This is a genomic window from Aliikangiella coralliicola (assembly GCF_007004725.1).
Lineage (GTDB): Bacteria > Pseudomonadota > Gammaproteobacteria > Enterobacterales > Kangiellaceae > Aliikangiella > Aliikangiella coralliicola.
Genome location: NZ_ML660164.1, coordinates 420,956 through 446,151, shown reverse-complemented (window position 1 = coordinate 446,151; position 25,196 = coordinate 420,956). Strand labels below are relative to the sequence as shown.

The 25,196-nt window shown below is 40.4% G+C and carries 25 protein-coding genes and 1 other RNA gene; 8 read left to right on the top strand and 18 right to left on the bottom strand.

Features of this window, described 5'->3' with window-relative positions; genetic code table 11:
• Positions 1-211: 211 nt before the first annotated feature.
• The 5 genes from plsX to FLL46_RS13125 form a co-directional block, all read right to left on the bottom strand.
• Entirely contained in the window at positions 212-1,249 is a 1,038-nt protein-coding gene (gene plsX / locus FLL46_RS13145; RefSeq protein ID WP_210418694.1) for a phosphate acyltransferase PlsX, read from the bottom strand.
• A 126-nt stretch (positions 1,250-1,375) separates the two neighbouring features.
• Complete coding sequence (rpmF, locus tag FLL46_RS13140) at positions 1,376-1,546, bottom strand: 50S ribosomal protein L32 (protein WP_142894076.1); 171 nt, start codon at positions 1,544-1,546, stop codon at positions 1,376-1,378.
• Between the two features lie 16 nt (positions 1,547-1,562).
• A complete protein-coding gene (locus FLL46_RS13135; protein WP_142894074.1) occupies positions 1,563-2,099 on the bottom strand; it encodes a YceD family protein in 537 nt (178 codons plus the stop codon).
• Between the two features lie 107 nt (positions 2,100-2,206).
• Complete coding sequence (locus tag FLL46_RS13130; protein ID WP_142894072.1) at positions 2,207-2,929, bottom strand: aspartate/glutamate racemase family protein; 723 nt, start codon at positions 2,927-2,929, stop codon at positions 2,207-2,209.
• A complete protein-coding gene (locus FLL46_RS13125; RefSeq protein WP_142894070.1) occupies positions 2,926-3,288 on the bottom strand; it encodes a DUF2750 domain-containing protein in 363 nt (120 codons plus the stop codon). The genes FLL46_RS13130 and FLL46_RS13125 overlap by 4 nt, the downstream gene beginning before the upstream one ends.
• A gap of 148 nt (positions 3,289-3,436) precedes the next feature.
• Between FLL46_RS13125 and FLL46_RS13120 the strand changes: the two genes are divergently transcribed.
• Positions 3,437-5,290 (top strand): ABCB family ABC transporter ATP-binding protein/permease, encoded by a 1,854-nt coding sequence (locus tag FLL46_RS13120; RefSeq protein ID WP_142894068.1) that lies wholly within the window; start codon positions 3,437-3,439, stop codon positions 5,288-5,290.
• 35 nt (positions 5,291-5,325) lie between these two features.
• Entirely contained in the window at positions 5,326-5,916 is a 591-nt protein-coding gene (locus FLL46_RS13115; protein WP_142894066.1) for a Maf family protein, read from the top strand.
• 198 nt (positions 5,917-6,114) lie between these two features.
• Here the strand turns inward: FLL46_RS13115 and FLL46_RS13110 are convergent, their stop codons facing one another.
• The 5 genes from FLL46_RS13110 to FLL46_RS13090 form a co-directional block, all read right to left on the bottom strand.
• The gene (locus FLL46_RS13110; protein WP_142894064.1) at positions 6,115-7,005 is read right to left on the bottom strand and encodes a DMT family transporter; all 891 of its coding nucleotides are present in this window, start codon (positions 7,003-7,005) and stop codon (positions 6,115-6,117) included.
• 57 nt (positions 7,006-7,062) lie between these two features.
• Positions 7,063-7,725 (bottom strand): HAD family hydrolase, encoded by a 663-nt coding sequence (locus tag FLL46_RS13105; RefSeq protein ID WP_142894062.1) that lies wholly within the window; start codon positions 7,723-7,725, stop codon positions 7,063-7,065.
• Between the two features lie 2 nt (positions 7,726-7,727).
• The gene (gene rluC, locus FLL46_RS13100; RefSeq protein ID WP_210418693.1) at positions 7,728-8,681 is read right to left on the bottom strand and encodes a 23S rRNA pseudouridine(955/2504/2580) synthase RluC; all 954 of its coding nucleotides are present in this window, start codon (positions 8,679-8,681) and stop codon (positions 7,728-7,730) included.
• Between the two features lie 261 nt (positions 8,682-8,942).
• A complete protein-coding gene (locus FLL46_RS13095) occupies positions 8,943-9,290 on the bottom strand; it encodes a hypothetical protein (protein ID WP_142894057.1) in 348 nt (115 codons plus the stop codon).
• Between the two features lie 176 nt (positions 9,291-9,466).
• Positions 9,467-11,500 carry an NADPH-dependent 2,4-dienoyl-CoA reductase gene (locus tag FLL46_RS13090; RefSeq protein ID WP_142894055.1) on the bottom strand — a complete coding sequence of 678 codons (2,034 nt, stop codon included), beginning with the start codon at positions 11,498-11,500 and terminating at the stop codon, positions 9,467-9,469.
• 296 nt (positions 11,501-11,796) lie between these two features.
• Here FLL46_RS13090 and sppA point away from each other — a divergent pair, with 296 nt between their 5' ends.
• Together sppA and ansA are read left to right on the top strand one after the other, a co-directional pair.
• Positions 11,797-13,644, top strand: a complete 1,848-nt coding sequence (sppA, locus tag FLL46_RS13085; RefSeq protein WP_142894054.1) for a signal peptide peptidase SppA — start codon at positions 11,797-11,799, stop codon at positions 13,642-13,644.
• A gap of 165 nt (positions 13,645-13,809) precedes the next feature.
• Entirely contained in the window at positions 13,810-14,823 is a 1,014-nt protein-coding gene (ansA, locus tag FLL46_RS13080) for an asparaginase (RefSeq protein ID WP_142894052.1), read from the top strand.
• Positions 14,824-14,934: 111 nt separating this feature from the next.
• Here ansA and recR read toward each other — a convergent pair whose 3' ends face one another.
• The 4 genes from recR to ffs form a co-directional block, all read right to left on the bottom strand.
• Positions 14,935-15,552, bottom strand: coding sequence for a recombination mediator RecR (gene recR, locus FLL46_RS13075; RefSeq protein WP_142894050.1), 618 nt, complete (start codon positions 15,550-15,552; stop codon positions 14,935-14,937).
• Between the two features lie 16 nt (positions 15,553-15,568).
• Positions 15,569-15,889 carry a YbaB/EbfC family nucleoid-associated protein gene (locus tag FLL46_RS13070; protein ID WP_142894048.1) on the bottom strand — a complete coding sequence of 107 codons (321 nt, stop codon included), beginning with the start codon at positions 15,887-15,889 and terminating at the stop codon, positions 15,569-15,571.
• Between the two features lie 165 nt (positions 15,890-16,054).
• Positions 16,055-18,130, bottom strand: coding sequence for a DNA polymerase III subunit gamma/tau (gene dnaX / locus FLL46_RS13065; protein WP_142894046.1), 2,076 nt, complete (start codon positions 18,128-18,130; stop codon positions 16,055-16,057).
• A 175-nt stretch (positions 18,131-18,305) separates the two neighbouring features.
• An RNA gene (ffs, locus tag FLL46_RS13060) (signal recognition particle sRNA small type) lies at positions 18,306-18,402 on the bottom strand.
• 575 nt (positions 18,403-18,977) lie between these two features.
• Between ffs and FLL46_RS13055 the strand changes: the two genes are divergently transcribed.
• Positions 18,978-19,652, top strand: a complete 675-nt coding sequence (locus FLL46_RS13055; RefSeq protein ID WP_142894044.1) for a hypothetical protein — start codon at positions 18,978-18,980, stop codon at positions 19,650-19,652.
• A gap of 9 nt (positions 19,653-19,661) precedes the next feature.
• On the opposite strand, the gene FLL46_RS13050 is transcribed toward FLL46_RS13055, so the two are convergent.
• The gene (locus FLL46_RS13050) at positions 19,662-19,877 is read right to left on the bottom strand and encodes a hypothetical protein (protein ID WP_142894042.1); all 216 of its coding nucleotides are present in this window, start codon (positions 19,875-19,877) and stop codon (positions 19,662-19,664) included.
• Between the two features lie 80 nt (positions 19,878-19,957).
• On the opposite strand from FLL46_RS13050, the gene FLL46_RS13045 reads away from it, so the two are divergent.
• Positions 19,958-20,650 carry an SOS response-associated peptidase family protein gene (locus FLL46_RS13045; protein ID WP_142894040.1) on the top strand — a complete coding sequence of 231 codons (693 nt, stop codon included), beginning with the start codon at positions 19,958-19,960 and terminating at the stop codon, positions 20,648-20,650.
• 534 nt (positions 20,651-21,184) lie between these two features.
• Here the strand turns inward: FLL46_RS13045 and FLL46_RS13040 are convergent.
• The 3 genes from FLL46_RS13040 to FLL46_RS26985 all read right to left on the bottom strand — a co-directional run bounded on the left by FLL46_RS13040 (position 21,185) and on the right by FLL46_RS26985 (position 22,590).
• Entirely contained in the window at positions 21,185-21,472 is a 288-nt protein-coding gene (locus FLL46_RS13040) for a hypothetical protein (protein WP_142894038.1), read from the bottom strand.
• A 128-nt stretch (positions 21,473-21,600) separates the two neighbouring features.
• Positions 21,601-22,407, bottom strand: coding sequence for a hypothetical protein (locus FLL46_RS13035; protein ID WP_142894036.1), 807 nt, complete (start codon positions 22,405-22,407; stop codon positions 21,601-21,603).
• A 9-nt stretch (positions 22,408-22,416) separates the two neighbouring features.
• Positions 22,417-22,590, bottom strand: coding sequence for a hypothetical protein (locus tag FLL46_RS26985; protein WP_168204148.1), 174 nt, complete (start codon positions 22,588-22,590; stop codon positions 22,417-22,419).
• Between the two features lie 1,162 nt (positions 22,591-23,752).
• On the opposite strand from FLL46_RS26985, the gene FLL46_RS13030 reads away from it, so the two are divergent.
• Together FLL46_RS13030 and FLL46_RS13025 are read left to right on the top strand one after the other, a co-directional pair.
• Positions 23,753-24,436 carry an AHH domain-containing protein gene (locus tag FLL46_RS13030; protein WP_142894034.1) on the top strand — a complete coding sequence of 228 codons (684 nt, stop codon included), beginning with the start codon at positions 23,753-23,755 and terminating at the stop codon, positions 24,434-24,436.
• Positions 24,436-24,993, top strand: a complete 558-nt coding sequence (locus FLL46_RS13025; RefSeq protein WP_142894032.1) for a response regulator receiver protein — start codon at positions 24,436-24,438, stop codon at positions 24,991-24,993. The genes FLL46_RS13030 and FLL46_RS13025 overlap by 1 nt, the downstream gene beginning before the upstream one ends.
• The last annotated feature ends 203 nt before the right edge of the window (positions 24,994-25,196 follow it).

Here is a 25,196-nt window from a genome sequence, read left to right as displayed (position 1 = left end):
TCTGTTGATAAACTCAATTGGTATCAAAAGTCCGTTTTCGTTATGACCAACATCTAAGCCTATCGGTTCATATTTGTTTTATTATTCGGTATCGTTTGTTCACCAAATTTATTTCACCTGGTGCAATTTTAGTTAAAATTTTAAATTGTTTTTTCTGATTACAACTCATTAACCAGCTGTGAATTTCACTAGCTCCGCTGAGTAAGTTTTCCTATGCCGAAGCATCAGACAGTTTGCCACTCGCTCGCTCTAGCTGATCGCGAATTTTCTGCGGTAACTTCTCATGAGATTGTTGCACAGCCTCTTCAATGGCGCAAAATGTGGCATTAATATTAGCACTACCATGGCTTTTAATGACAATTCCCCGCAGGCCAATTAAACAGGCACCGTTATATTTTTCCGGATTAATTTCAGCTTTAAATGCGCCAATGACTGGTTTGGCTAACAAACCGCACAACCTTGTCCACCAATTTCTTTCAAATGCTTTCTTAATTTTAATGCTCAAGTAATGGCTCAACCCTTCCGACGCTTTCAAAACATTATTTCCAGTAAAGCCATCGGTGACGACCACTTGGTAATCACCGCTAAAAATTTTGTTTCCTTCGACAAATCCAGCATAATTCATCGAATCTAAAGACCCTATCAGCTCAGACGCTTTGCGTAGCTTTTCATGCCCTTTAATTTCTTCTTCACCAACGTTTAATAGTCCAACAGTGGGTTCTTCGATATTGTCCAGGCACTTAGCTAGTTCATTTCCCATAATGGCAAACTGTGCCAGTCGTTTCTCATCACATTCAACATTAGCGCCCAGGTCCAACAGATATACATGATCATTAATCAGCGTTGGGATCGCTGAAATAATAGCCGGCCGGTCAATTCCTGGAAGCATTTTTAAAATAAAACGCGAAATGCCCATTAGTGCCCCGGTGTTACCCGCACTAACGCAGGCGTTGGCACGCCCGTCTCTGACGGCTTCTAAAGCCAGTCGCATGGATGATTTCTTTTTATTTTTCAGTGCAAGCGCAGGCGGATCATCCATCTTGACATCATCTTCCGATTGAAAAATTTGTATTTGAGATTGGGATTTAACGCGGTGGTGATTAAGTTCTTGGTTAATTAATTGGCTATCGCCAAACAACTGAAAGCTGACTTTCGGATGCGCCAAAAGCGCCTTTTTTACGGCAGGAATTGTAACAGAGGGGCCGAAATCGCCCCCCATACAATCTATTGCGATAATGACTTGAGTCAAAATCGGGTCAAATGTTTAATGAAAGTAACATCGGTTATCAGCAATTCTTTGAAATGAACTAAATATCAATCGACAATCTAATGCATTTCTTGAAATTAAACGCTTTTAACCAGTGATACTTAAAATTTAAACGACTTTGCGACCGCGATAGTAACCGTCTTCAGTCATGTGATGACGACGGTGGATTTCACCGGTTGTTTCATCTTCTGACAATGATGATGTGTTGTCGACCAGTGCGTCATGCGAACGTCGCATATCACGCTTTGAACGGGTCTTTTTGTTTTTTTGAACAGCCATTTTATTACTCCTAAACTTAAGTTTTCTTTAAATTCTTCAATACGGCAAACGGATTGCTTGCCTTTTTCTCAATTTCAATGGCGACTTCATCTAACTCGCCAAAGGACATTTTCTGATCAAGTTCTTCACTGGGCTTATTAGCCACAATAGGTACTGACAAAATCAGTTCATCTTCGATGACCTGTTTTAAGTCCAACCAACCGTCTTCCATCAGCACCGGTTCAAATTCTTCCTCAACATCTGCGAAATAATCTTCTGAAACAACTGCACAATAGACTACTTCGCGATTAATTTTATAGCCTATCGGCTCGAAACTAGTTTGACATTCCAGGGTCAAATCGGCCTCTATTTTGGTATCCAGTAAACATCGTCGGCGATGATCGTTATGGCCTTTAACCAATATATCGATCTTTCCTGCGTCTGAGTACAGCATTTCGCACAATCGCTGAAAATCACTAACCGGCCAACTAAACCTTACCTCGCCATTTTTAGTCGCAAGTTTGTAAGGTTGAATGCTAGTATTTAGCTGATTTTTTTCTTCGGAACCACGCATAGGCGCGCGATTCTACCCAAATGTTTGATAAAACGCAAAATAATTCGATTTTAATCGCCCATATATCCAGTTTCAGCGATTCAATTAAGGCATCTACAACTAAAAAGTCACTCCAGGGCAAAATCAACTGCAGCGAGTGCATGGATCTCCGTCGTGTCATAAATTGGGATATCCACATCTTCAGTGGAAATCAACAAGCCTATTTCGGTACATCCCAATATGATCGCCTCTGCTCCCTGTTCAGCTAACTTATTGATAATATTGCGATACTGGTTCCTTGAAGCCTCACTAATGACACCCAGGCATAACTCTTCATAAATAACTCGATGAACCAGCTGTCGGTCTAACTGGTCAGGAATAAGAACTTGTAAGTTAAATGTTTCGCTAAGTCGCTGTTTGTAAAAGTCCTGTTCCATAGTAAACGCTGTTCCGAGCAGCCCCACCTTGGTAACGCCCTGATCTATTAAGCATTTTCCTGTTGTATCCGCAATATGTAATAAAGGAATACTAATCGCCTCTTCTACCTGTTGATATACTTTATGCATGGTATTGGTACAAATCAGTAAGCAATCAGCCCCGGATGCCTCAACCTTTTTCGCACTATCAGCCAGTATATTGCCCGCCTCAGTCCAATTGCCCTGCCTCTGACACTGTTCAATCAATTCAAAGTCGACACTAAATAAAGCAATTTGCGCCGAATGCATCTTGCCGAGACGCTGCCGAATTTCCTGATTAATTATTCGATAATAGGTTTGAGTGCTCTCCCAACTCATACCACCTAACAAGCCGATCGTTTTTAATGGCCTGTTTTTTAATGTCTCAACGCTCATTCACCTTCCAATAAATCTTCGATCAGCATTAACGGTTCTATTTCTACCCCAACTAATTCTCGATTCCAATTAATGCCTGCTAACACTTCATCTTCATGCATACCGTGTAACCAGTCATCAATAAACTCATCCATTCGAAGAGGTGTAGGTTTATAGTCCTGCCAGTCATCACAACAGGCAGCTGCTGCATTTTTCTCATCAGACCAAAAAGGGATAACCGATCGCCCTTCAAAATCGTGAGACTCACAACTCGCCCATCCGTCTTCGTGACTAAGCCCCCAAATAATTTCAGTCGCAATGGCTTCATCGATAAATCGATCATAATCTTCTCTAACAGAATGTAGAGCTTGTTCGGTCATGGTGGTTACTCAGGTGATACGGTTAAGTTTGGAAAATATCTGTTTAAGTACCGATTGTCTATCACTAATGCTTTTTTAATTGCACCTTCTAATCGGTGAGCTTATTCTAGCATAAGATAATTAATCACCTTTCAAGGTACGCAATTCAATGAGAAGTAGCGGTCAGGTCGTCGATCAACAAGTCACCATAAAATGGTCAATTCTTAAACAGCTATTACCTTACCTGGGCGAATTTAAATCGCGCATAATTCTGGCGCTAATTTGTTTGGTTTTGGCAAAATTATCAACTGTTATATTGCCTTTTATTTTAAAGGAAATCGTTGACTCATTGAGCGCGACAGATAAGATTGCCGCAAATACCGAGACTTTCTCCTCTTTACCTTTGTGGGTCTTGACACCGACAGCCCTGGTAGTTGCCTACGGACTACTTCGCTTCGCCAACTCGGTCTTTAGTGAGTTAAGAGACACACTTTTTAGCCGAGTGACAGAGCGCGCAATTCGCCGCATTAGCTTAAAAGTATTTCAGCATTTACACGCGTTGGATGTCAATTTTCACCTTAATCGCCGCACCGGTGGATTAGCCAGAGATATCGAGCGTGGCACACATGGCATCAATTTCTTGATGCGTTTTATGGTGTTTAACATAGTGCCGACGCTCATCGAAATATCATTGGTCATCGGTATACTGCTTACTAACTATGGAATGATTTTCGGTGTATTAACCTTTTTATCGGTCGCAGTTTATATTACCTTTTCAGTGATCATCACAAACTGGCGAAATAAATATATTCGTGCAGCAAACGATGCTGATTCGGCAAGTAGCACCCGGGCAATTGACAGTCTGCTCAACTACGAAACCGTGAAATTTTTTACTAATGAAAACTACGAATCTAACCGTTACGACAAAGATCTTAGCACCTGGGAAAAAGCCAAATTAAAAAACAGGCTCAGTTTATTTGCGCTCAACAGCGGACAGGCATTTATCATCAGCACCGCGATTGCAGCTTTATTGTATCTGGCGGCAGATCGTGTTTCTGACAATCAGATGACCGTCGGCGATTTTGTATTGGTTAATGCTTTTATGATGCAACTCTTTATGCCGCTGAATTTCCTTGGTTTCGTTTATCGAGAAATTCGTGCGGCGTTGGTCAATATTGAGCAGATGTTCGGATTACTGGCCACGAAACCCAAGGTAGAAGACCAGCAAAACGCGGCATCTCTTCAGCTGGATGATTCAACCTCAGAGAATAATAAAATAGAATTCATCGATCTTCGTTTTGGCTACCAGCCAGATCGAGAAATATTAAAAGGACTCAACTTTACCATAGAGTCAAAACAAACTGTCGCAATTGTCGGTGGTAGTGGCGCAGGCAAATCAACGGTAGCCCGTTTGCTACTGAGATTTTACGACCCTACTGAAGGTAAAATTTTAATTGGTGGCCAAAATATCAAAGATGTGACTCAAGGTTCTTTGAGACAGGCGATTGGTATTGTTCCTCAAGACACAGTGTTATTCAACGACTCTATATTTGAAAACATTCGTTATGGCAACCCAGACGCTGACGACTCTGAAGTTCAAAATGCCATAAATCTGGCGCATCTGGATGAGTTTATCTCTCAGTTACCCAACGGCTCAGACACTCTGGTTGGAGAGCGAGGATTAAAATTATCCGGCGGCGAAAAACAAAGAGTCGCCATCGCTCGCGCTTTATTAAAGCGACCGCCGATAATGATTTTTGATGAAGCCACCTCTTCGCTGGACAGTCATTCAGAGGCTGCTATTTTGGAAGCCATTGAAGAAATTTCCGGTCACTACACCAGTTTGGTGATTGCTCATCGATTATCAACCATAGTCAACGCCGATGTTATTCTGGTTTTAGAAGACGGGCAACTTGTCGAGTCTGGCAGCCATCAAGAACTGCTAGACAAGCAAGGCATGTACGCAAGTCTTTGGCAAAGACAGAATCAGGGTTCTTCAAAGGAAAAGAACCAGAGAAATTGAGCGGCTAACAACGATAACAATTAAGTGAAATAATCATGACTCAAAAATTAATACTCGCATCCAGTTCGAAGTACCGGGCTAATTTATTATCGAGACTGAACACTAATTTTAGCGCCATAGCGCCGGAAATTGATGAGAGTCAGCAAAACAAAGAAAGACCTGAAGATTACGTGAAACGACTCAGTATTGAAAAAGCTAACATAATTGCTAATGAGCACGAAAGTAGTTGGGTGATCGGCTCGGATCAAATTGCGGAATTCGAAGGTAAAATGCTTGGTAAACCTGGAAACTTTGACAAAGCATTACAACAGCTAATAAGTTTTTCAGGTAAACAAGTATTATTTAGGACAGGGCTCGCTCTAGTCAATATTTCTGAGAATGTTTGTCACTATAAAGAAAGCAAAACTTCAGTTCACTTTAAAACACTCAATCAACAAAAAATAACCGAATATCTTCAGCATGATAAACCTTACGATTGCGCAGGCAGTTTTAAGATTGAATCTAGAGGTGCAACTTTATTTGAAAAAGTTCAGAGCGACGATCCAACTTCCCTGGAAGGGCTTCCCCTAATTGAACTTTGTTTGTTATTCGATCGGTGCAACTTAAACCCATTAGTCGACTTTTAATCTAAATAAGTATTTCTAACCTGTAGGCAGTTTCCCTCTCCCTATTCGTAACCGTCATCTCGAGCGCAGCCGAGATGACAAGAGCCGTTTACCTCGACAGTCTTTAGGAATACTTATTTAGACAACATAGATTGGTTTCGTCTTGCGAAATTCAACATTGAACTTAAGACATAGAACCGAAAATTTAGTGAAACAATATCACTTCACATTTTTGTAAAATTGAACTAAAGCAATGCCGGTAATCATTAATAACACACCAACTATTTCATGAAGCTCTAAATAATCACCCAATATCGGCATCGCAAATATTGCAGTAAAAATAACACCGCTAGTCGCTAGTATGCTCGCCTCATACGCCCTTAATACTTTCATCACTTGATTAAAAACAACCATCACCAGACCTATGGCAATTAGTCCGTTTAGAATAATGACAAGCCAGTCTCTCGCGCCAATTGAAGGTAACGGGTAATCAATGATTGCCCCCAAAATGACTAATGGAAAAGCGCCTACGCAGATTGATAAAGTGGCCACCATATTATTGGAAACATATTGTGTCTCAAGTAAATGTAACTGCCTCATTAATATGTTAGTTGCCGCTAAACACAACACAGCAATGGAAAGCCAAATAATCCCTTCGATTTCATTTCCGCCTGGTAACTGATAAAAATAAAAACGAATACCAACTAGCGCAATGACAGCACCAACAATCTGAACAAAGCCTGGCCTTTCACGCAACAACAAGGCACTCAAAACCATAGTCACAATGCCGACAAAGTTCATGATGTAGGCATGAGTGTTCACTGGCAATACGTCAAGAGCATAGATAAATATTGTTCGAACAATGGCAAAGTTTAGTACACCAATGCCCAAAATAATTAGCCACACCTGTCGTGGGAGATTTTTAGGAAATTTTTCTTTTTTGAGAATAAATGTATAAATTATCATGGCGATGCTCGCCGATAATAATTGCAACCAGATAAAAGTGAAAAAGCTCACTTGCTTAAGTGTGCTTTTTGCAAATACTGTAATCAAAGCAACTAGCGCTATCGAGAAAACGAGCTTAATCGCGGCGCTAGTACGTTCACTCATTAGCGAGGATAATTTGTTTAACAAGCATTCTTTCGTTGCTGCGACAAAGAAAGCCTATCACTGCTCTAACCACTGGCGAAGATCACACACTCGGGGCAATATCGATACGGGGTTGTGCTCACTCAACTGTTCAGACTGGTTGGCACCGCTAGTCACCGCAACAGCATCGACACCAGCATTATTCGCCATTTTCATATCGTGAATGCTATCGCCAATGACCAGCGTTTCCTGCTTTGATTTATTCGCGTCAACAACAAGTCTTTCGACCATTTCCGGGTGCGGTTTTGACTCTGCCTCATCAGCACAAATAGTGTGATCGAAAAAGTCGATTAAATTAACTTCGTTGAGCACACGAGTTAACCCATGACGAGCCTTTCCCGTTGCCACGGCGATAGGAATATTAATTTGTTTTAACCAGTTTAATAACGGTAGCGAACCTTGAAATAATGGAGATGGTGTATCATCGCCCTCAACATATTGATGGCGATAAATTTCGAATAGTTTTTCTCTTAAAGAACCATTGGCAGAAGGAAACATAGTATCCATTACCGCGTCCATACTCAGCCCAATGATTGACTTTACTGACTCTTCACTAGGAATAGGTAAGTCTGCTATTTTTGCTGTTGACTGCATCGAAGACACAATTCGCCCGGTGGAATCCATTAAGGTTCCATCCCAGTCAAAAATAATAAAGGAATAACGATTTCTTAAAACACTCATTGCTATTTTCTCTGCCTCAAATACTCAATGGTATTCTCAAAAGTTTGTGAAAGCGGCGCTTCGAAAGTGACTATTTTATCAGAGTCTGGTGTCGTGAATGATAACTTTTGAGCATGCAGTAAAAATGTTTTCAATTTCAATGAACCTAATAACTCACGATGTTCATTCGTTTCGCTATATTTATCATCACCTAATAAAGGACAACCTGCAAATTGTGCGTGGACTCTAATTTGATGAGTTCTTCCAGTCATTGGCATAGCTTTTATCAGACTATAGTCGCCAAACCTTTTCAAACATTTAAATCCGGTTTCAGAAGCTTTACCTTCATTGTCGACGGTCACATATCTTTCCCCAGATTTTGGCTGATTTTTCTTTAATGGCGCGGTTACACGGTTTTGATGATTGTCCCAGTCGCCACAAACTATCGCGATGTATTCTTTGCGCATTTTTTTGGTACGAAGCAATTCATGAAAATGAGTCAGGTAACTCCGCCGTTTCGCAATCAATAAGCAACCAGATGTGTCTCGATCCAGTCGATGAACGAGTTCCAAAAATTTTTCTTTCGGCCTCAGCGCTCTTAACGCCTCAATAACGCCAAAAGATAATCCGCTGCCACCGTGAACAGCCATTCCTGATGGTTTGTTTAGTAAAATATATTGATTGGTTTCATGAAGGATTTGCGCTTCAAGTTCTTTGACTCGCTCAAATTTGTGGATATTTTCATCCGCAGTTTTCTCGGCAACTTTAATTGGCGGAATTCTGAGGCTATCACCGTTTTGTAGTTTATATTCTGCTTTAACCCGCTTTTTGTTAACTCGCACTTCACCTTTACGAAGAATACGATATACGCGGCTTTTAGGCACACCTTTTAATTGACTAAAGAGATAATTGTCAATGCGCTGCCCTTCATGGGCCGCGTCTATCTCGCGAAACTGAACTTTATCAAACTCTGACACTGGAATAATTTTTGAACAATGAGTAAAAACAAAAGTATAACAGAACTAATCTTATTGTCTTGCGCTGATATTATCTTTCTCGACTCTGGCGTGACTAAAATAAATTAGATCTTGAAGTGGCTTTAGCGGTTTTATCAAAATAAAAAATTAACAACTGTTCAAAAAAGCAACAACCTGCCAATAACCAACAGAATTACTATTAATGAAAATTATCGGCTCGATACAAATTAAACGAGTACTTATCGAAGTTTCGCAGCTGAACTAAGCTATTTTTTTTGAGAAGTATCTACTTAAATAAGAATCTACGCGTCGGTTCAACCAGTGGGAAACACTCTCTCCCTGACTTTGCGCGGCTTTAATTACTTTATCCTGTTTATCCGTCGACAAGCAGATGGTAAAATTACCAACAAAAGGTGTTGGACTCACTCCTATCATTTCTTTTTGAAAGTCTAAATATTCATCAACACATCGCTGAAAATTGAGTTTGATTTCTTCGGCACTATTACCGTCAAATTCTAACAAGTCAACTGAGTTAACTACCTCCCCAACCAGTCGATGTGTTTCACTGTCATAATCAATTTGCCCAATAAAACCTTTATAGATCAGCATGCATTTACACCTAAATCAATTAAGATGTTTCCTGAATATCTAATCTAAATATAGCAGTGGAATCCACTTCTCTCATTAATATTTAAAAATAAATTGTCATTAACGGCGTTACTTTTAGCGGAAAGCTAACTAAAAAAGGGGCAAGTGCCCCTTTATTGTTAATTATTTCACAAAAATCAGATTTTTGCGGCGAGTTCTGCACCTTGACGAATGGCCCTTTTTGCGTCAAGTTCCGCCGCGACATCAGCACCACCGATTAAATGAACGGGTTTTGATTGCGCAGCCAATTCATCGTAAAGTTTACGTAAAGGTGTTTGTCCAGCACAAATAATCACATTATCTACTTCCAAACACTCAGGCTTGTCCTTCACATTAATATGCAAACCCTGATCGCTGATTTTGACATATTCAACACCGTTCAATGTTTTTACATTTTTATTTTTTAAACTGCTTCGATGAATCCAGCCCGTTGTTTTTCCCAGACCGGCTCCTAGTTTAGAAGTCTTTCTTTGTAAAAGGTAAACCTCTCTGGGAGATTCTTCAATATTCGCTTTTGCGAGTAAGCCGCCACGATTTTCATAGTTCAAATCGACTTTCCATTCATTGGCCCAGGCGCCAGGTCTTTCTGTGAGAGAATCACCGGAATGAGTCAAATATTCAGCAACGTCAAATCCAATTCCACCGGCACCGACAATAGCGACTTTACGACCAACATCCTTTTTAAATTTTAAAACGTCTAAATAGTTAAGAACTTTTTCGTGCTCTACACCATCAATTGGTGGCAGTCGGGGTTCAATTCCTGTAGCGATTACAATTTCATCAAAATCGGCACTACCGAGTTGCTGACTTTCCACAAAAGTTTCGAGTTCTAGTTTTACACCAGTATCTTCTATTCGTTGTTTAAAATATCGAATAGTTTCATAAAATTCTTCTTTGCCCGGAATTTGATTAGCAACATTAAGTTGCCCGCCGATTTTATCAGCAGCGTCAAACAAAGTAACCTGGTGACCTCTTTCTGCCGCATAAGTCGCAAAAGATAATCCTGCAGGTCCTGCGCCAACTACCGCAAGTTTTTTTGTATTCTGTGCTTTTTCAAAATTGAGCTCGGTCTCATAACAGGCACGTGGATTAACCAGACAGGTAACGCGTTTATGCTCAAAAATATGATCAAGACATGCCTGGTTACAAGCGATGCACGTATTAATTTTTTCCGCCTGACCAGCCTTTGCTTTTTTCATAAAATCAGGATCAGCTAAAAAAGGCCTCGCCATAGAAACCATGTCGCTTTTGCCCTGCTCAATAATTGAATTGGCAACATCAGGTGTGTTAATTCGATTGGTGGTAACTACCGGAATTTTAATATGCGGTTTGATTTTTTCAGTCACCCAGACAAAGTTAGCCCTTGGCACTGAAGTGGCGATCGTTGGTACCCGCGCTTCATGCCAGCCAATGCCGGTATTAATGATTGACGCACCTGCTTCTTCAATTGCCTGACCCAGTTTGACGACCTCTTCCCAATTGCTTCCCTTCTCGACTAAATCTAACATTGATAAACGGAAAATAATGATAAAATTATCACCAGTCTCACGCCGAATACTTTTTACAATTTCTATCGCCAGCCGAATTCTATTTTCAAAACTACCGCCCCAGCGATCATTTCGTTTGTTGGTTTTACTCACGATAAACTGATTAATTAGATAACCTTCAGACCCCATTACTTCAACACCATCGTAACCAGCTTGTTGTGCTTTTTTTGCACAATTAACAAAATCACGAATCGTTTTTTGAATACCTCTTTCACTGAGCGCTTTTGGTTTAAAAGGAGTGATTGGCGCTTTAATCGCCGAAGGTGCCACCGAAAACGGGTGATAAGCGTAACGCCCTGTATGAAGAATTTGCATCGCTATTTTTCCACCGACAGAGTGAACGGCATCGGTAATTTTTCGATGTTTAGCGACTTGCCAGAAAAAGCTCAGCTGACTACCTAACGGCGAAACGCGGCCTGCAAGATTTGGGGCAATTCCTCCGGTCACAATTAAGCCAACACCACCCTCGGCTCTTTCTTTGTAATATTGGGCCAATTTGTCAAAACCACCACGCATTTCTTCAAGCCCCGTATGCATGGACCCCATAATCACCCGATTAGGCAATGTATGCTGATGTATCTCTAACGGCTCAAAGAGTGCTTTATAATGTTGGTTTTCTGACATTGAGTACTTTCCACTTAACATTGGCTCGAATTGGGCCTTATTTATAACAGATTAGACCAGTTGATGGAATCCTTAGAGTGACATTAAACCATTCTGAGTGAAAACATCGCCAAGAAAAATCTGTTAACACTTTAAAAAACTAAATAAAACCTTATATTTCAATAGGATATACACTACACCGGCGCTCATGGTCTATTATTGGTGATTTGTACTAACACTTGAGAGTAGCTTAGTTTAAAATATATACGGTGCGGCGTAAGTGCTTAAATCTATTGAATTTACTATTAAGGAATACGATGACTAAGCTGATTAAGAATTTGTGGTACGGGCTGGATCTAACCCGTAAAATTATTTTGAACCTGGTATTTTTTCTACTGTTGTTCTGGATGATCGCAATGATCGCCAGTACCGGCGACAAGCCCTCCGTTGAAAAAGGGGTGGCACTGGTACTGCAACCTCAGGGATATATTGTTGAACAACTAACCTACCGCGATCCCATCGAAGTCGCAACTCAGGAAGCGACCGGCAGAGAAGAGCCACCGGAAACTTCACTTTATGACTTAATTGACGCGATTGAAAATGCTAAGGATGACAATCGAATTACCACGCTCGTGATTTCGACACGATACCTTTGGGGAAGTGGTGTTACAAAACTGCAAGATTTGGCAGTAGCAATCAAAGACTTTAAAGAAAGCGGTAAAAAAGTCATTGCCTATGACGATAACTACACACAGGGGCAATATTACTTTGCTTCACTAGCGGACGAAGTTTATATGGGACATCAGGGCGGCGTATTCCTGACTGGCTTTTCTCGTATTGGCACCTATTTCAAGTCGTTATTGGATTTAGTTGGCGTCAATGTCCACGTATTTAAAGTAGGTACTTATAAATCAGCCGTAGAACCTTATATTCGAGACAATATGTCAGAGGAAGCGAAAGAAGCGAATAAAGCCTGGTTAGGCGATTTATGGGGCGACTTTACTCAAAATATTGCCACTCACCGCTCTTTAGAGGTTGATGACATATCCGCTTATATCAATGATTACAAAGAATCACTTAGTACTTACAAAGGCGACTCTGCGAAATTGGCCCTGGAAAAAGGGTTTGTCGACAAATTGATGAGCCGAATCGAATTTCGAGATTATATGATTGATCTGGTCGGCAAAGACGATGACTTAAGAAGTTTTAAACAAATTTCTCATAAATCCTACTTAAAGGCCATCCGTGGACCTTTCCCATATGTCAATCCCAGAACTGATAAGGTTGCCGTCATTATTGCGAAAGGTACCATTGTTAACGGTAACCAAAAAGAAGGCAGTATTGGTGGCGATACTGTTTCTAATTTAATCCGAAAAGCGCGTTTAAACGACAAGGTTAAAGCGATTGTATTACGGGTAGACAGTGGCGGCGGTAGCGCTTTTGCTTCAGAAATCATTCGTGAAGAGTTGGTAAAAGCCCAGCAAGATGGAATAAAAGTGGTTGCTTCCATGGGGGATGTTGCAGCTTCCGGCGGTTACTGGATTTCAGCTACTGCCGATGAAATTTGGGCTCGTCCTTCCACAATTACAGGGTCAATTGGCATTTTCGGTATGCTTCCGACCTTTGAGAAGCCACTTAACAAATATGGAATCTTCCGCGACGGCGTAGGTACAACCAAGTACTCGAACCCTGTCGATACCGGGTTACCACTGAGCCAGGATGTTGCAGATATCATTCAAACCGGCATTGACGCAGGCTACGAGAAGTTTCTGCAAATCGTTGGCGAAGGCCGTGGCATGAGTCGTGATCAAGTCGATGCCGTCGCACAAGGGCGAGTCTGGTCGGGCGCTCAGGCCCATAAGCTTGGTTTGGTTGACCAACTTGGATCACTTAATGATGCCGTTAAGTCAGCTGCCGCGCTCGCTGGTATTGAAAAATATGATACCTGGTACGTTAAAAGAAAACTTTCCGAACAAGAGCGTTTGTTGACTGAGCTTTTTGGCAACGGCGACGCCAAAGAACAGCTCGCCGGTTATGTTAACGCGCCGAAACAGCCAGGGTTGAAAAGCAAAATGCTTGAGCAGATTAATGCTTCTTTAAGAGAGCTTGATATTTGGAATGATCCAAAACATGCCTATGCCAATTGCTTCTGTAGCTTTCAATAACCATCAAAAATATTGATAAAAAAGCGGTGTTTACACCGCTTTTTTTTGTTTTCAAATTCGCTTTAGATTATGCTTAGCCTTCTTTAGAAGTATTAGATTTCAGATCTCGAACGCAAAACTCGAATACAGAACTCCAACACAAACCGCGGATAATCAGCAGAAGTTATGAATAATAAGAAAGTGTATGTCGCCTACACTGGCGGAACAATCGGTATGAAACCCAGTGATAAAGGCTTTGTTCCTGAATCAGGTTATTTTTCAGAACAAATTTCATCACTGCCGGAGTTCGACTCACCTGATATGCCGAATATCGAAGTGCACGAATATGATAACTTGATAGATTCCTCCAATATTACACCTGAGGACTGGTACAGGATCTCTCAAGACATTAAATCACGTTTCGATGAGTTTGATGGTTTTGTGGTACTTCACGGAACCGACACTATGGCCTATACCGCTTCAGCACTTTCATTTATGCTGGAAGACTTGTCAAAACCCGTCATCGTCACTGGCTCGCAAATCCCCTGGTCACAAATGCGAACTGACGCCAGAGACAACTTAATTACTTCGCTTATTTTAGCTGGTAACTACGACATTCCTGAAGTAGGTCTCTACTTTCACAATCGACTTTACCGCGGTAATCGTTCACGAAAATTAGATGCGAGTGGTTTCCACGCTTTTCAATCACCGAACTTTCCGGCAATTGCTGAGGTGGGCACAAAAATAACCGTGCGTGACGAGCTACTGTTAACCGAACCAGCGCAAAAGCTTAAAATCCAGAAAATAATTCCACCTAAAGTCGTTATTTTATCGTTGTTTCCTGGTTTCCCTGCGGAGCTGCTTGAAAGTGTGCTTTCAACTTCGATCAAAGGATTGGTTCTGATGACTTACGGGATGGGTAATGCGCCCTGTAGCGACGGAGAATTATTGCGTTTACTAAAACAGGCCTCCGATAACGGTGTCGTTATTGTTAACTGTACCCAATGTTATAAAGGTGCAGTCGATATGAAAGGCTACGAAACCGGCCATAGACTCTTAGACATCGGTATTGTTAGTGGCTACGATATGACCCCTGAAGCCACATTAACGAAGTTAAGTTACTTACTTAGTAGTAATTGCACTGTCGAACAGATAAAACAAAAAATGCAGTTAAATTTACGAGGCGAACTGAGTAATTAGCGGAAGCGCAGATTTATTTACAGAGTCCAATTCGAGGAGTAAAGTCACTAGTTTTTTGGCAATAGCGCTTCTGTTTAGCACTTAAATGTTTACTATCTAAATGTTTAGTAATTAAATATCTTGTCGATTGGCCAGTGACAGCGACAGTGTTGATTGGTCAATATAACCGAGCTCTCCACCAATTGGAACACCTTGCGCCAAACGAGTGACTCTGATTGGTTCACTCCCTTCTACGCGATCAATATTAGTGAGCATCGCTTTAATATAATGAGCGGTCGCCTCCCCTTCTACCGTCGCAGAGGTCGCAATAATAACTTCCTGGCATTGTTGTTCAGAAACAAGCCGCGCCAGCGATGTCAAACCAATTTCGTCAGGTCCAATACCATCTAAAGGCGATAAGTTCCCCATCAAAACGAAATAACGTCCAGAGTAACCAGCGGTTGATTCAATCGCTGCAATATCCGCCGGAGACTCAACAATACACAACATTTGCGCGTCACGTTTCTCATTAGAACAAATGGTGCACAACCTCGTTTCAGTATAATCACGACACATTTCACAATTGCCGATGCTTCGCATCGACTCTTGTAACACATCGGCCAAACGCAAAGCACCGTTTCGATTACGTTCAAGAAGTTGATAAGCCATACGTTGAGCTGACTTTTTTCCAACTCCAGGTAAACACTGTAATGATTCAACGAGCTGGTGAAGTAAAGGTTTTGCACTCATTAATTTTTAATCCAAACTAAAAAGGCATTTTAAAACCAGGAGGTAATGACATTCCCGATGTGACTGACGCCATTTTTTCTTTACTTTCGGCCTCTACCTTTCTTACCGCATCATTGACCGCCGCCGCAATCAGATCTTCCAAAATTTCTTTTTCATCAGATAATAACCCATCATCGATTTCGATCTTAGTCACATCGTGTCGACCGGTCATAGATACTTTGACCAAACCAGCACCTGACTCGCCGACCACTTCAAGACTAGCGACATCTTCTTGCGCTTTTTGCATTTTTTCCTGCATTTGTTGGGCTTGTTTCATTAAGCCGCCAAGATTATTCATATCTACCTCTAATTAATACTATGTCGTTAAACTGTTTAAACACTTAAATATATGTAGCAATGTTAAAACTGTATTTTAATTGTTCTTTCTAGCTTTTATTATTTTTTATTGTTCCATCATTTTCTTACGCACTAAAAACCGAAAAGTAAATGGTTTCTTATCGTCCTAGCTTTTTAGTGAAATAGACTCTCTCGGAAGCGTCGCACCGAGAGTATCCATCAAATAACTAATTTGTGGATCAGATAACAACTTTTGTTGAGCTTCATCAATCGCAAGTTCACGTAGTCGAGTTTGCCGTTCTCTCGGATTTTCACTCGTTTCGCTGACCGTATTTAATTCAATAATCAGTTGTTGGTTAGCAAAATATTCTTTCAATTGTGCTTGAATCAACTTAAGTGCATTGCTCGTTAATAATGGTTCCATCTTACTAAGATAATTGACAACAAGTTTACCTTGTTGGTTCTCAGCGATCGAGTTAAGCAATACTTGTAATCCATTCCCTTCCAGCGTCAATGCTTCTACTACATTATACCAGTTAGCTGCATTAACTTTTTCTAACGAAAGCCATTCAAGATTTTTTCTCGCAGCTCGCTCCGCCATGGTTTCAGGCTTTTCCAACTCACTTTTCGGCTGATGACCAGGAGGTTCGCCAGAGGCTTCTAAAAGCTGATTAGATAATGAACCTGAATCAATAGATTGAACAACACCGGCTTGAGAAATATCGGTGTTAGAAGCTTCATTAGATACTTTATTTTTATTACTCGATAAATCTTCCGAGCGGCCATTGAGCGTATTTTTATCGCCAACATTACCGAGGTCATTATTACTAATATCGGCAGTGTTGCTGGTATTGTTAACAATGACACGTAACGGAGGTGATGACTCTCCTTCTTTTTCAGCTACGCCAGAATCAGCTTCAGTTTGCTGCCAAATTTTTCTAGCGACAGATTCATTGTTCGATTCAAATGAGTTTTTGCCAGCCTCAGTTGATGGCTGAAGGTTATTCGAAATTGCATGCTGATCAATCCCATTGTTTTCCACACTCGCTACAGTAGGTCTGTCAACAGAGGGTTGTTGTGGTTGTGGCCGCTCAACTTTTCTCACTGTATTTGGCGATGAACTCAACTCAGTTTGATTAATTTTTTTTTTATTATCTCCAGGCAGGGTTGGTTTTGTCTGCGGTTTAAAAGCCAGAATTCGCAACATCGCCATTTCAAACCCCTGACGTGGATGTGACGCGAAAGGCAAATCTCTACGAGCATGTAATGACAATTGATAAAATAACTGCAAATCTGCCGGCGTTACTTCCTGAGCCATCGCATTTATTTGGGAGTCGTCAGAGACCCCCGTCGCCTGGACCACTGCAATCTGATGGAGTAATGATAACCAGTCAGCCAATAATTCATCATAGTCAGGTGCATACTCAGAAATTTCGTCGATGGCCGCCATCAAAGCGGTGACATCATTCGACTTTATCGCGTTCAACAATTTAACGGCATAGGCACGATCAATCGTTCCGAGCATATCCAGCACGGTTTTTTTATCAAGTTGCTCGCCACAAAATGCGATCGCCTGATCTAATAAGCTAAGCGCATCTCGCATGCTTCCGTCAGCCCCTTTAGCGATAGGCTCAAGCGCACCTTCTTCAAAGCGAATGTCTTCTGATTTTAATATCATGCTCAGATGATTCACAATTTCCGGCTCCTCCATTCGGCGCAGATGGAATTGTAAACAACGTGACAAAACTGTCACCGGCATCTTCTGAGGATCTGTGGTCGCTAAAAGAAAAATAACGTGAGGCGGAGGCTCTTCAAGTGTCTTTAGCAACGCGTTAAAACTGTGCCCGCTTAGCATATGAACTTCGTCAATCAGGTAAACTTTATAACGACCACGGGTAGGTCGGTATTGGACGTTATCTAATAACTCGCGAGTGTCTTCGACTTTGGTTTTGGATGCCGCGTCAATTTCTAGTAAATCAACAAAATTGCCCTGAGAAATTTCTACACAACTCGAACACTCACCGCAAGGCTGCGAGGTAATTCCTTTCTCGCAATTTAGACTTTTAGCCAATATTCTCGCTATTGTTGTTTTACCAACCCCGCGAGTCCCGGTAAATAGATACGCGTGATGAAGCCTTTGGCTTTCAAGAGCGTTAATCAGTGCTTGCGATGTTTGTCGCTGACCCACTAATTCATTGAAGTTAGCAGGACGCCACTTTCGGGCTAACACATGATAGCTCATTAAAACTCTCAACATCTGTTCATCGGATAATGTGCATTATAAGCGAAGCAAAGCTGCTGTCACAAAATTATTTAAATTTTGGTGTAATTGGCTACGAGACTTCAATTAATCTGAAAGTCATTGGAAGAATAAACAGATAATACAAGAAGTAGAATATAAGAAAGGATGGAGGCGATCCTATCAGCCACATCCCGGCACACGAGTCAATTGCTACCGTTGCTCCCTTCCGGGCCTGGCGGAGTTCACAACCTATCGTTGCGAGAGGACCAATAGGACCACCATAATTTGAATGCGGTATTGTATACAGTCAGTCAGATTTGGCTGTGACAGCTTAGTAAATCTTCAATTTGAGGCAGGAGTGTACCACCTATGTGTATCACTTTGGAAAGTTTTCTATTAACCAGTTTTATTTCTTTAATCAGGAATTAGCCATCTCCAGCACTAACACTCCTAATTACTACTACGAAGTTTGCTAAGCGTTGCTGGCAGGCCGCCACCGCGACCCCTCCTCTGACACTGCTTGGTATCGATAGACCTTTATCCAATAAGTATTCACCACGCTCAATACCCAATTGAACACAGCGGTAGTTCATTCCTTTTGATACGCATTCTCTTGTAATCAAGCCACGTACTCGTCGCTTTAGTGGTTCCATTCTCTCTCCTTTGTCCATCGTTTGTTAGAACTTGTGGAGGATATCAGCTGATTATTTAACCAGAAATAGTCGCTTTCTTAACTCCTTGTGAGATTAAGCTTATATTGAACTCAGAATATGTAGTTTGTGATTGTAAATCCTTGATTAATAAGTTATATCTTTAGTGATAAAACTTATTATAAATTTTAATTCTTATGATAAAACCAGACTTTTTCAGTTTCTTACCAGATTTATCAAGATTCATTGAACCGCTCACGATTAATGCAATTGTCGCAATATTTTTCTACTACTTGGGAATACGTACATCAAAACCCAAAATTGTAAATTCAGGTTCTGGTAGGAGTTCAAGAACTATTGGCGATAAAAATGTATCACAATTACACGTTACATTTAGAAACTTACCATCAAAGTTTTTACTAGGTGGAATGAGACATGATGCAAAAATAAGCAATGTTTATTTATTTGATAGAGAGAAAGGAAAAGCAGTGGGACCGGTTTTCTGGCAACAATCAGGTACAACAGAGTTGTCGAAAGAAACGGTCATAGAAGTTGGAAGAAGCGCCACTTTAGTGCTCTTCACTACAATCAAAGACAAGACAAATAATTCAAGCAATAAGGAATACTTTGTCCACAACTTATTTGATTTGAATGCAGAAAAAACTGAAAACTGCAAAACCTATACTGATGAATACAAAGAGTTCGATATCGTAATTCAGTTTTTGAACATGGAACTCGTAAAGAGATTCCATATTATCGTTGAAAATGAAAAGAACTTATCTGTCCGATTTAAGTTTACAGCTCGTGATCGTTGGTTTTTAGTGAAGCATGCATTGAGAGACCTTGTCTTTGCGTTATTTCATAAATCATGAAGGTATCCATTAATACTCAGCATCATCTAACCATTGGTTAGTATCTGACCAACCCACGCCTTGATTTAACTGCATTGGTTGGCTGCTGATTTGTTCAATAGCACCTAGTTCAACAGTATCATCGTCTCCGTAGCTCCAGAATCGTTGACCATCAAAATAGAGGATGCTGAATGGTTCATCACAATCAACGAACTTTACTTGATAAAAACCTTTTTCCTTTGCCATTGATTTAACCACAATAGATATCACTTTTTAGAGATTCTAGTCTATCATTTGGTGATGCTCAATAATTTACTGACTGGTTTATGTGTGGAAGATACAACGTAACTGACAATCTGTACGTGCGAGAACTGATGAAAAGTTTAGGGATGCCTCTTTATCCGCAAGATCGATTGAATGTAGCCCCATTGTCAGCTATGGAGTTCGTTTATCAAGACCAAAATGGACGTCATTTAATTGATGGTTTCTGGTCTGTACTTATCGAACACAACCCAAATACTGGTAACTATCGACAAATTAAAAATGCTCAAGGTAGGCCCCTAAGCACCTTTAACGCTGCTTCTCGAAATCTTCGTACTAGTAGGCTCTGGAAGCCACTGTTCAAGAACAAACGCTCAATAATCCCCATCAGTGGATTTCACGAGTGGTCAATGTGGAATGGTAATAAGACCTGCTTTAACATCGAATCAGCTGACGGCTCAGCAATTGCAATGGGGGGTCTATATGACTTCAAAAGCATTGAAGGTGAAGCAGTACCCGTCACAGCTAGTATCACTCTACCATCCCATGATAAGTTCATGCACATTCATAAAAAATCAATCCCGTTAATGCTTCAACCGGATGATTTTGAGATGTGGTTAGACCATGAATTCACTAATACAAAGGCATTCGAAGACCTACTTCAGTCGACGATTAAGTTTGACTGGAAAGTTACACCAGTGGATTCCCCTGCTACATTAACTCCAATCGGCGAAAGTGAAATCATAAAAGCCGATTGAAAAACACTACTTATTTAACTAGTATTGGTATCTATGCTAGAGATACGATACGTACACAATCACACCTACAAAGTCCTGAAAGCAAATAGCCATGAAATCATTGGAGTATATACTCGTCAAAATGATATAGAGTTTGTTAAATGGCTCGGATTTATTGAACTAGGTTCTGCTAAACATCTACAACACCAAGGGCTTGCAAAACCAGTCAGACTGGAGGTTTCTGCTTATGCTAAGGTAGAGCCCAACTACTCTATGAAATGGGTAGATATTAATGGTGGCGATTACCTACAAGGTTGTTATCTTCTGCACTGTCGAGCTGCTTTTGCTGTAGTTGATGATTGGCGTCCTAGATTGGTCCGTCGGGCCAGTCTTTTAGATGCGCCAGTATCACGAAGTAGAAGACCTCAGCACTACTGAGGCACCTGTATTTCATCTGATTTAAATTGGTCTTTAATTAGATTTGCTGTTGCAACCAAAGCGACAATTATACCCACGCCTCGTATCAGCTCTGCTAAGGTAACTGTAAAAGAATAATCAAGCATTGCACACACCAGTAGTAGAGGACTTAGCTTGCTGTGTTGATGCAGTAGCTTTTATCAGCTGCAAGGCTCTTTCTACATAATCTATGTTAGGTTTGCTATTAGCTGCATCGCGAGCCTTTTTAACTTTGTTGTAGGCATCCGCAGCTAATTCTGGACTCCTATATGATCCAAGGTATCGAACTTTATTGTTGATAGAAATTTGAGCCCTAAAGGGATTTCTTTTGCTATCAGGTATATGGCTAACACCTTGGGGTAGTTCTCGTTCAGATGAATTGTTCATAGTAAATTACTCCTCTTAAATTTGGTTTGAGTTTTGATATTTAATAGACATGCGCAACCCTCAAGTTGGACTTGATTAAGTCTAAAATTGGCTTTTGGAAGTACTTTGTGGTTAGTTCGTCGTAGTTGCTAGACTGCTACTTTACTTAACTCTTTCTCAACGAAGATAGCGGAATCTACAAGGTCTTTTTGCTGATTCGTTGCAGTACCATTTTTTACAGCGTCTTGGGCGAGTTTTAACTCTCCAGCTGCTTTTTCAGCTTCTTTGATGATGTATTGGTGCATAGTCGTCGCATCACCATTTGCCAATGCTTTTTTTGCTTCTGCCACTTGCTTTGCCCTTTTAAGAGCATTAACACGACGCATTTTAATCACATAGTTTTGCGTTGCTTTCTGATCGGGTGTTAGTTCAAGTTCCGCTTTAGTAGCCACTTGTTTTGCTGGCTCGTCTACAACCACAGGCTCAACCTTCGCAGGAGCTTTCTCAGACCGCTTAACTGGTCCTTTTCGCTTACCGTTACCACTACCACGTTTCTCAATAGTTGGTGCTGTTGCTCTACCGTCCATAACCTTAACTAGGTTTCTTACATTTAACCAAACAGTCCATGGTTGTCGGTTATTTGTACGAGTCCTAAATATGTAACCAAATTCATCCAATCTATCCATAATTGGTGCCACTGTTTTAATGTCTAAACCAGTAGCAAATTGAATGTCTGTGTTAGTAACATTGGTAAGCAATCCTCTTCGCGCGTCTGCTGTTGTTGAACTGTTGTAGTTGTCACTCAGAAATCTTAAAACTAATCTGTAGTCTTTGGGTAGACCTTGTAAGCCAACGCCTGAACCAATCCACTTAGATAGATTAAAGGCATTAATCTTTTCTTCCGGCTCACCCCAAGATGGCTTTACCACTGTTTCGTCTTTTTTCCCCCTAGACATGTACTACCCCTAGAGCAAACGATTTTTATTTTCTTCAACAAGTAAGTTAGCAAACTTCATAAATCGTTCATGGCTCAAACCTAGTTCTTTTCGCAATTCTTTATTTCTGCTAATAGTTCGTTCAGTCATGAGAATTTGAAACCGGATTAATTCGCTATCTGTGGATGTACTTCTGGTAGTCATGGAGTTCCCCTTTAAATACTAATAAATGTGTTTTTTCTCTACTTGTATAAATGGTAACACTGGTTTTTTGTGAGGTGTCACTTATGTGGCTGGATACTGAAAAAAATGTGGTAGAAACTTTCAAGAATTAGGTAACTCATTGTAATTTATAAGAAAATAATCTTAAATTATTTTTTAGGAGCTGAACATACAGAAGTATATAGGTCGATAACCTTCCACGGGTATCAGTGATAACCTTCAACGGGTAACAGCGATAACCTTCCGCGGGTATCAGTGATAACCTTCAACGGGTAACAATGATAACCTTCCACGGGTATCGCAGCCTAAAGAAGATACTCTAAATAGAGTAGATTCTTTTTATGAGTGTTGAGGTAGAGTCCTGCAAAGTGACTGAAAAGGTATACAGTAAATTCTAGCAAAGGCATGTGTAATGGTCTAAGCCGATGCAATGCGTTTAGGTGAGACAACCATTCTCTGCTAGTCTGTGAGAGTACTTTGAAGCGAGTTAAGGCGGAAGCAATAAATTGAGCGGACGAGCGAGAAAATTATCTAGTACGAAATACACTTATACACTGCTATCAAGTGGTAAGGTTGAAACCGGTTAAAAATTTTTTAGTTGTGATTCTAGCAGTATAGCTACTTTGCAAAAAGCGAAGCTTCGCTTTAATCACTATTCTTATGAATAATCTAATGTTAAAGGTACTTAAAAATCTGATTTGGTTCGGAGCAAATGCTATCAAATAACTCAGGGAATCTTTAAAAGTATGTAAGGGTATATTTGATAATACCTGCTCAATATTAAACAGAAACTCTTAGGGTCCTTAAGGGGGAGATGATTTTATATAATAAAATAAATCATCTTGTTTAAAATGTTCTTTAAAGGTCTCTCTATATTAATCTGAAATGATGGATTGTTTTTGTAGTGTGATTCTCTGTCCAACGGGATTCCAAGTACAACACGATCAAGTAATTTATAAAATTCTTAGAAGTTTCGTAGAGATGATTGATATCACCAGTACAATACATTTTATCCCTCATCACTAATTAGAGATGATGTTGCTATTAGTGTTTACACGCTCTTCTAATTGCCAACTGGTCCCCAATTAAATCGGTCTGTAAACATTACAATTCGTGTGGATTTTCTAAAAAGGAACACAGGGACATGGCAGAAGAATTCGTTAATGGTGTAAGGGTTAAACAACACTACGCAGAGATGACCCCCCTCGATAGGGCAATTGATGCATACACCAAACAGGCTGAGCGATACTTTGATGCAAGAAATAGGTTAGAAAACGCTCCAGAAGATGTTAGGGAAAAGCGAAAGAAAGAATTTGAAAGCATTAAAGCTGGATTAGAAGCTCAACGAATGAATGCTTTTACTATGGCTGATTTACAATCACAATTAGACCAGTATCGCGATAACGTCCGTAAAGCTGACATCAATACCTTAGAGAATGAAAAACACCACCCCACTGAAATGCTAGAACGATTCATGAGAGCAGCTGGAGTACCAAAGCCTGATGATAACTGTACCGCGCATCATATTGTGCCCGGTAAAGGAAGGCTTAGGGTGAACTACTTCACAAGGGTACATCTACATATAAATTATATAGGAATTAATGATCCTGATAATGGAGTCTATTTGCCTGAAAAGAAACGATACACACCTCATTGGCACATGCCAGATTCTTTGGGCCACAAGGAGTATCATACAGAGGGTTATGAACGGTTTATAAATCGCAGACTAGTATTGATGCGTACTGAAAGTACAATTAGGATGGAACTCAATTTAATTGGTAAAATGCTCCAAGACAACAACTTACCTCCGGAAGCTAGAAAGAAGTAATGGAAATTTACGCGATAAGAGAAGATGGATTTAAGTATCAAGAGTTAGATTTATTGGTAACCGATATTCTTGATATTTTTCCCCCTAAATATACTCCGGCTGACGCAGTCCACTTTAGCTATAACAATATTGCTTTGAGTGAGTTTTGGGTATTGAAGAAGACTGGTTGGAGTAAGATTGAAGGAAGAGAGAATTTAATCCCAGATATCACCAAGTGGTTAAATGCCACACTATTATTGTCACCAAAAGCTCATCGCTACTTAAGTGATTTAATGTCACCTTATGGCGAGTTTTTACCAATACAAATAGAAGATGAAGAGAATCCTCATTATATTTTCAATTGTCTCACAACTGTTGACGTTGACGAGTCTAAAAGCAGTATTCAAGAAAGTAGAATTGTTTTTTTAGAAGAATCTATTGGAGACAAATTATTCTTCAAAGCACCTTTTCAATCTTGCCAAGATGTTTATTGTACAGGAAGAGCGAAAGAGCAAATTGAGTCATTGGGATTCTCGGGTATCGTATTTGATGACAGGTTATTCTCACCATTCGAATAATTAGTAGTACCTATTTTAAGATCCCCCCCACAAGCGCTTGAAAGGGTTTAGGTATACAACTGGATCAGGTCAACTAAACGCCTCTTAGAATGTCACACAGGATCTAGTTGTACATTATTTGATCGTCGAAGTCTGTAAAATTAATTTTCCCCAAAATTCGGGGTAGCTGCTGTTTGAGTTCCTTACTAATTCTTAGGTAGAAA

Excerpts from the sequence above, each read along its gene's own strand:
- rpmF (WP_142894076.1), bottom strand. The coding sequence starts at position 1,546 with ATGGCTGTTCAAAAAAACAAAAAGACCCGTTCAAAGCGTGATATGCGA.
- FLL46_RS13135 (WP_142894074.1), bottom strand. The coding sequence starts at position 2,099 with ATGCGTGGTTCCGAAGAAAAAAATCAGCTAAATACTAGCATTCAACCT.
- FLL46_RS13130 (WP_142894072.1), bottom strand. The coding sequence starts at position 2,929 with ATGAGCGTTGAGACATTAAAAAACAGGCCATTAAAAACGATCGGCTTG.
- FLL46_RS13125 (WP_142894070.1), bottom strand. The coding sequence starts at position 3,288 with ATGACCGAACAAGCTCTACATTCTGTTAGAGAAGATTATGATCGATTT.
- FLL46_RS13120 (WP_142894068.1), top strand. The coding sequence starts at position 3,437 with ATGAGAAGTAGCGGTCAGGTCGTCGATCAACAAGTCACCATAAAATGG.
- FLL46_RS13115 (WP_142894066.1), top strand. The coding sequence starts at position 5,326 with ATGACTCAAAAATTAATACTCGCATCCAGTTCGAAGTACCGGGCTAAT.
- FLL46_RS13110 (WP_142894064.1), bottom strand. The coding sequence starts at position 7,005 with ATGAGTGAACGTACTAGCGCCGCGATTAAGCTCGTTTTCTCGATAGCG.
- FLL46_RS13105 (WP_142894062.1), bottom strand. The coding sequence starts at position 7,725 with ATGAGTGTTTTAAGAAATCGTTATTCCTTTATTATTTTTGACTGGGAT.
- FLL46_RS13095 (WP_142894057.1), bottom strand. The coding sequence starts at position 9,290 with ATGCTGATCTATAAAGGTTTTATTGGGCAAATTGATTATGACAGTGAA.
- FLL46_RS13090 (WP_142894055.1), bottom strand. The coding sequence starts at position 11,500 with ATGTCAGAAAACCAACATTATAAAGCACTCTTTGAGCCGTTAGAGATA.
- sppA (WP_142894054.1), top strand. The coding sequence starts at position 11,797 with ATGACTAAGCTGATTAAGAATTTGTGGTACGGGCTGGATCTAACCCGT.
- ansA (WP_142894052.1), top strand. The coding sequence starts at position 13,810 with ATGAATAATAAGAAAGTGTATGTCGCCTACACTGGCGGAACAATCGGT.
- recR (WP_142894050.1), bottom strand. The coding sequence starts at position 15,552 with ATGAGTGCAAAACCTTTACTTCACCAGCTCGTTGAATCATTACAGTGT.
- FLL46_RS13070 (WP_142894048.1), bottom strand. The coding sequence starts at position 15,889 with ATGAATAATCTTGGCGGCTTAATGAAACAAGCCCAACAAATGCAGGAA.
- dnaX (WP_142894046.1), bottom strand. The coding sequence starts at position 18,130 with ATGAGCTATCATGTGTTAGCCCGAAAGTGGCGTCCTGCTAACTTCAAT.
- FLL46_RS13055 (WP_142894044.1), top strand. The coding sequence starts at position 18,978 with ATGATAAAACCAGACTTTTTCAGTTTCTTACCAGATTTATCAAGATTC.
- FLL46_RS13050 (WP_142894042.1), bottom strand. The coding sequence starts at position 19,877 with ATGGCAAAGGAAAAAGGTTTTTATCAAGTAAAGTTCGTTGATTGTGAT.
- FLL46_RS13045 (WP_142894040.1), top strand. The coding sequence starts at position 19,958 with ATGTGTGGAAGATACAACGTAACTGACAATCTGTACGTGCGAGAACTG.
- FLL46_RS13040 (WP_142894038.1), bottom strand. The coding sequence starts at position 21,472 with ATGAACAATTCATCTGAACGAGAACTACCCCAAGGTGTTAGCCATATA.
- FLL46_RS13035 (WP_142894036.1), bottom strand. The coding sequence starts at position 22,407 with ATGTCTAGGGGGAAAAAAGACGAAACAGTGGTAAAGCCATCTTGGGGT.
- FLL46_RS26985 (WP_168204148.1), bottom strand. The coding sequence starts at position 22,590 with ATGACTACCAGAAGTACATCCACAGATAGCGAATTAATCCGGTTTCAA.
- FLL46_RS13030 (WP_142894034.1), top strand. The coding sequence starts at position 23,753 with ATGGCAGAAGAATTCGTTAATGGTGTAAGGGTTAAACAACACTACGCA.
- FLL46_RS13025 (WP_142894032.1), top strand. The coding sequence starts at position 24,436 with ATGGAAATTTACGCGATAAGAGAAGATGGATTTAAGTATCAAGAGTTA.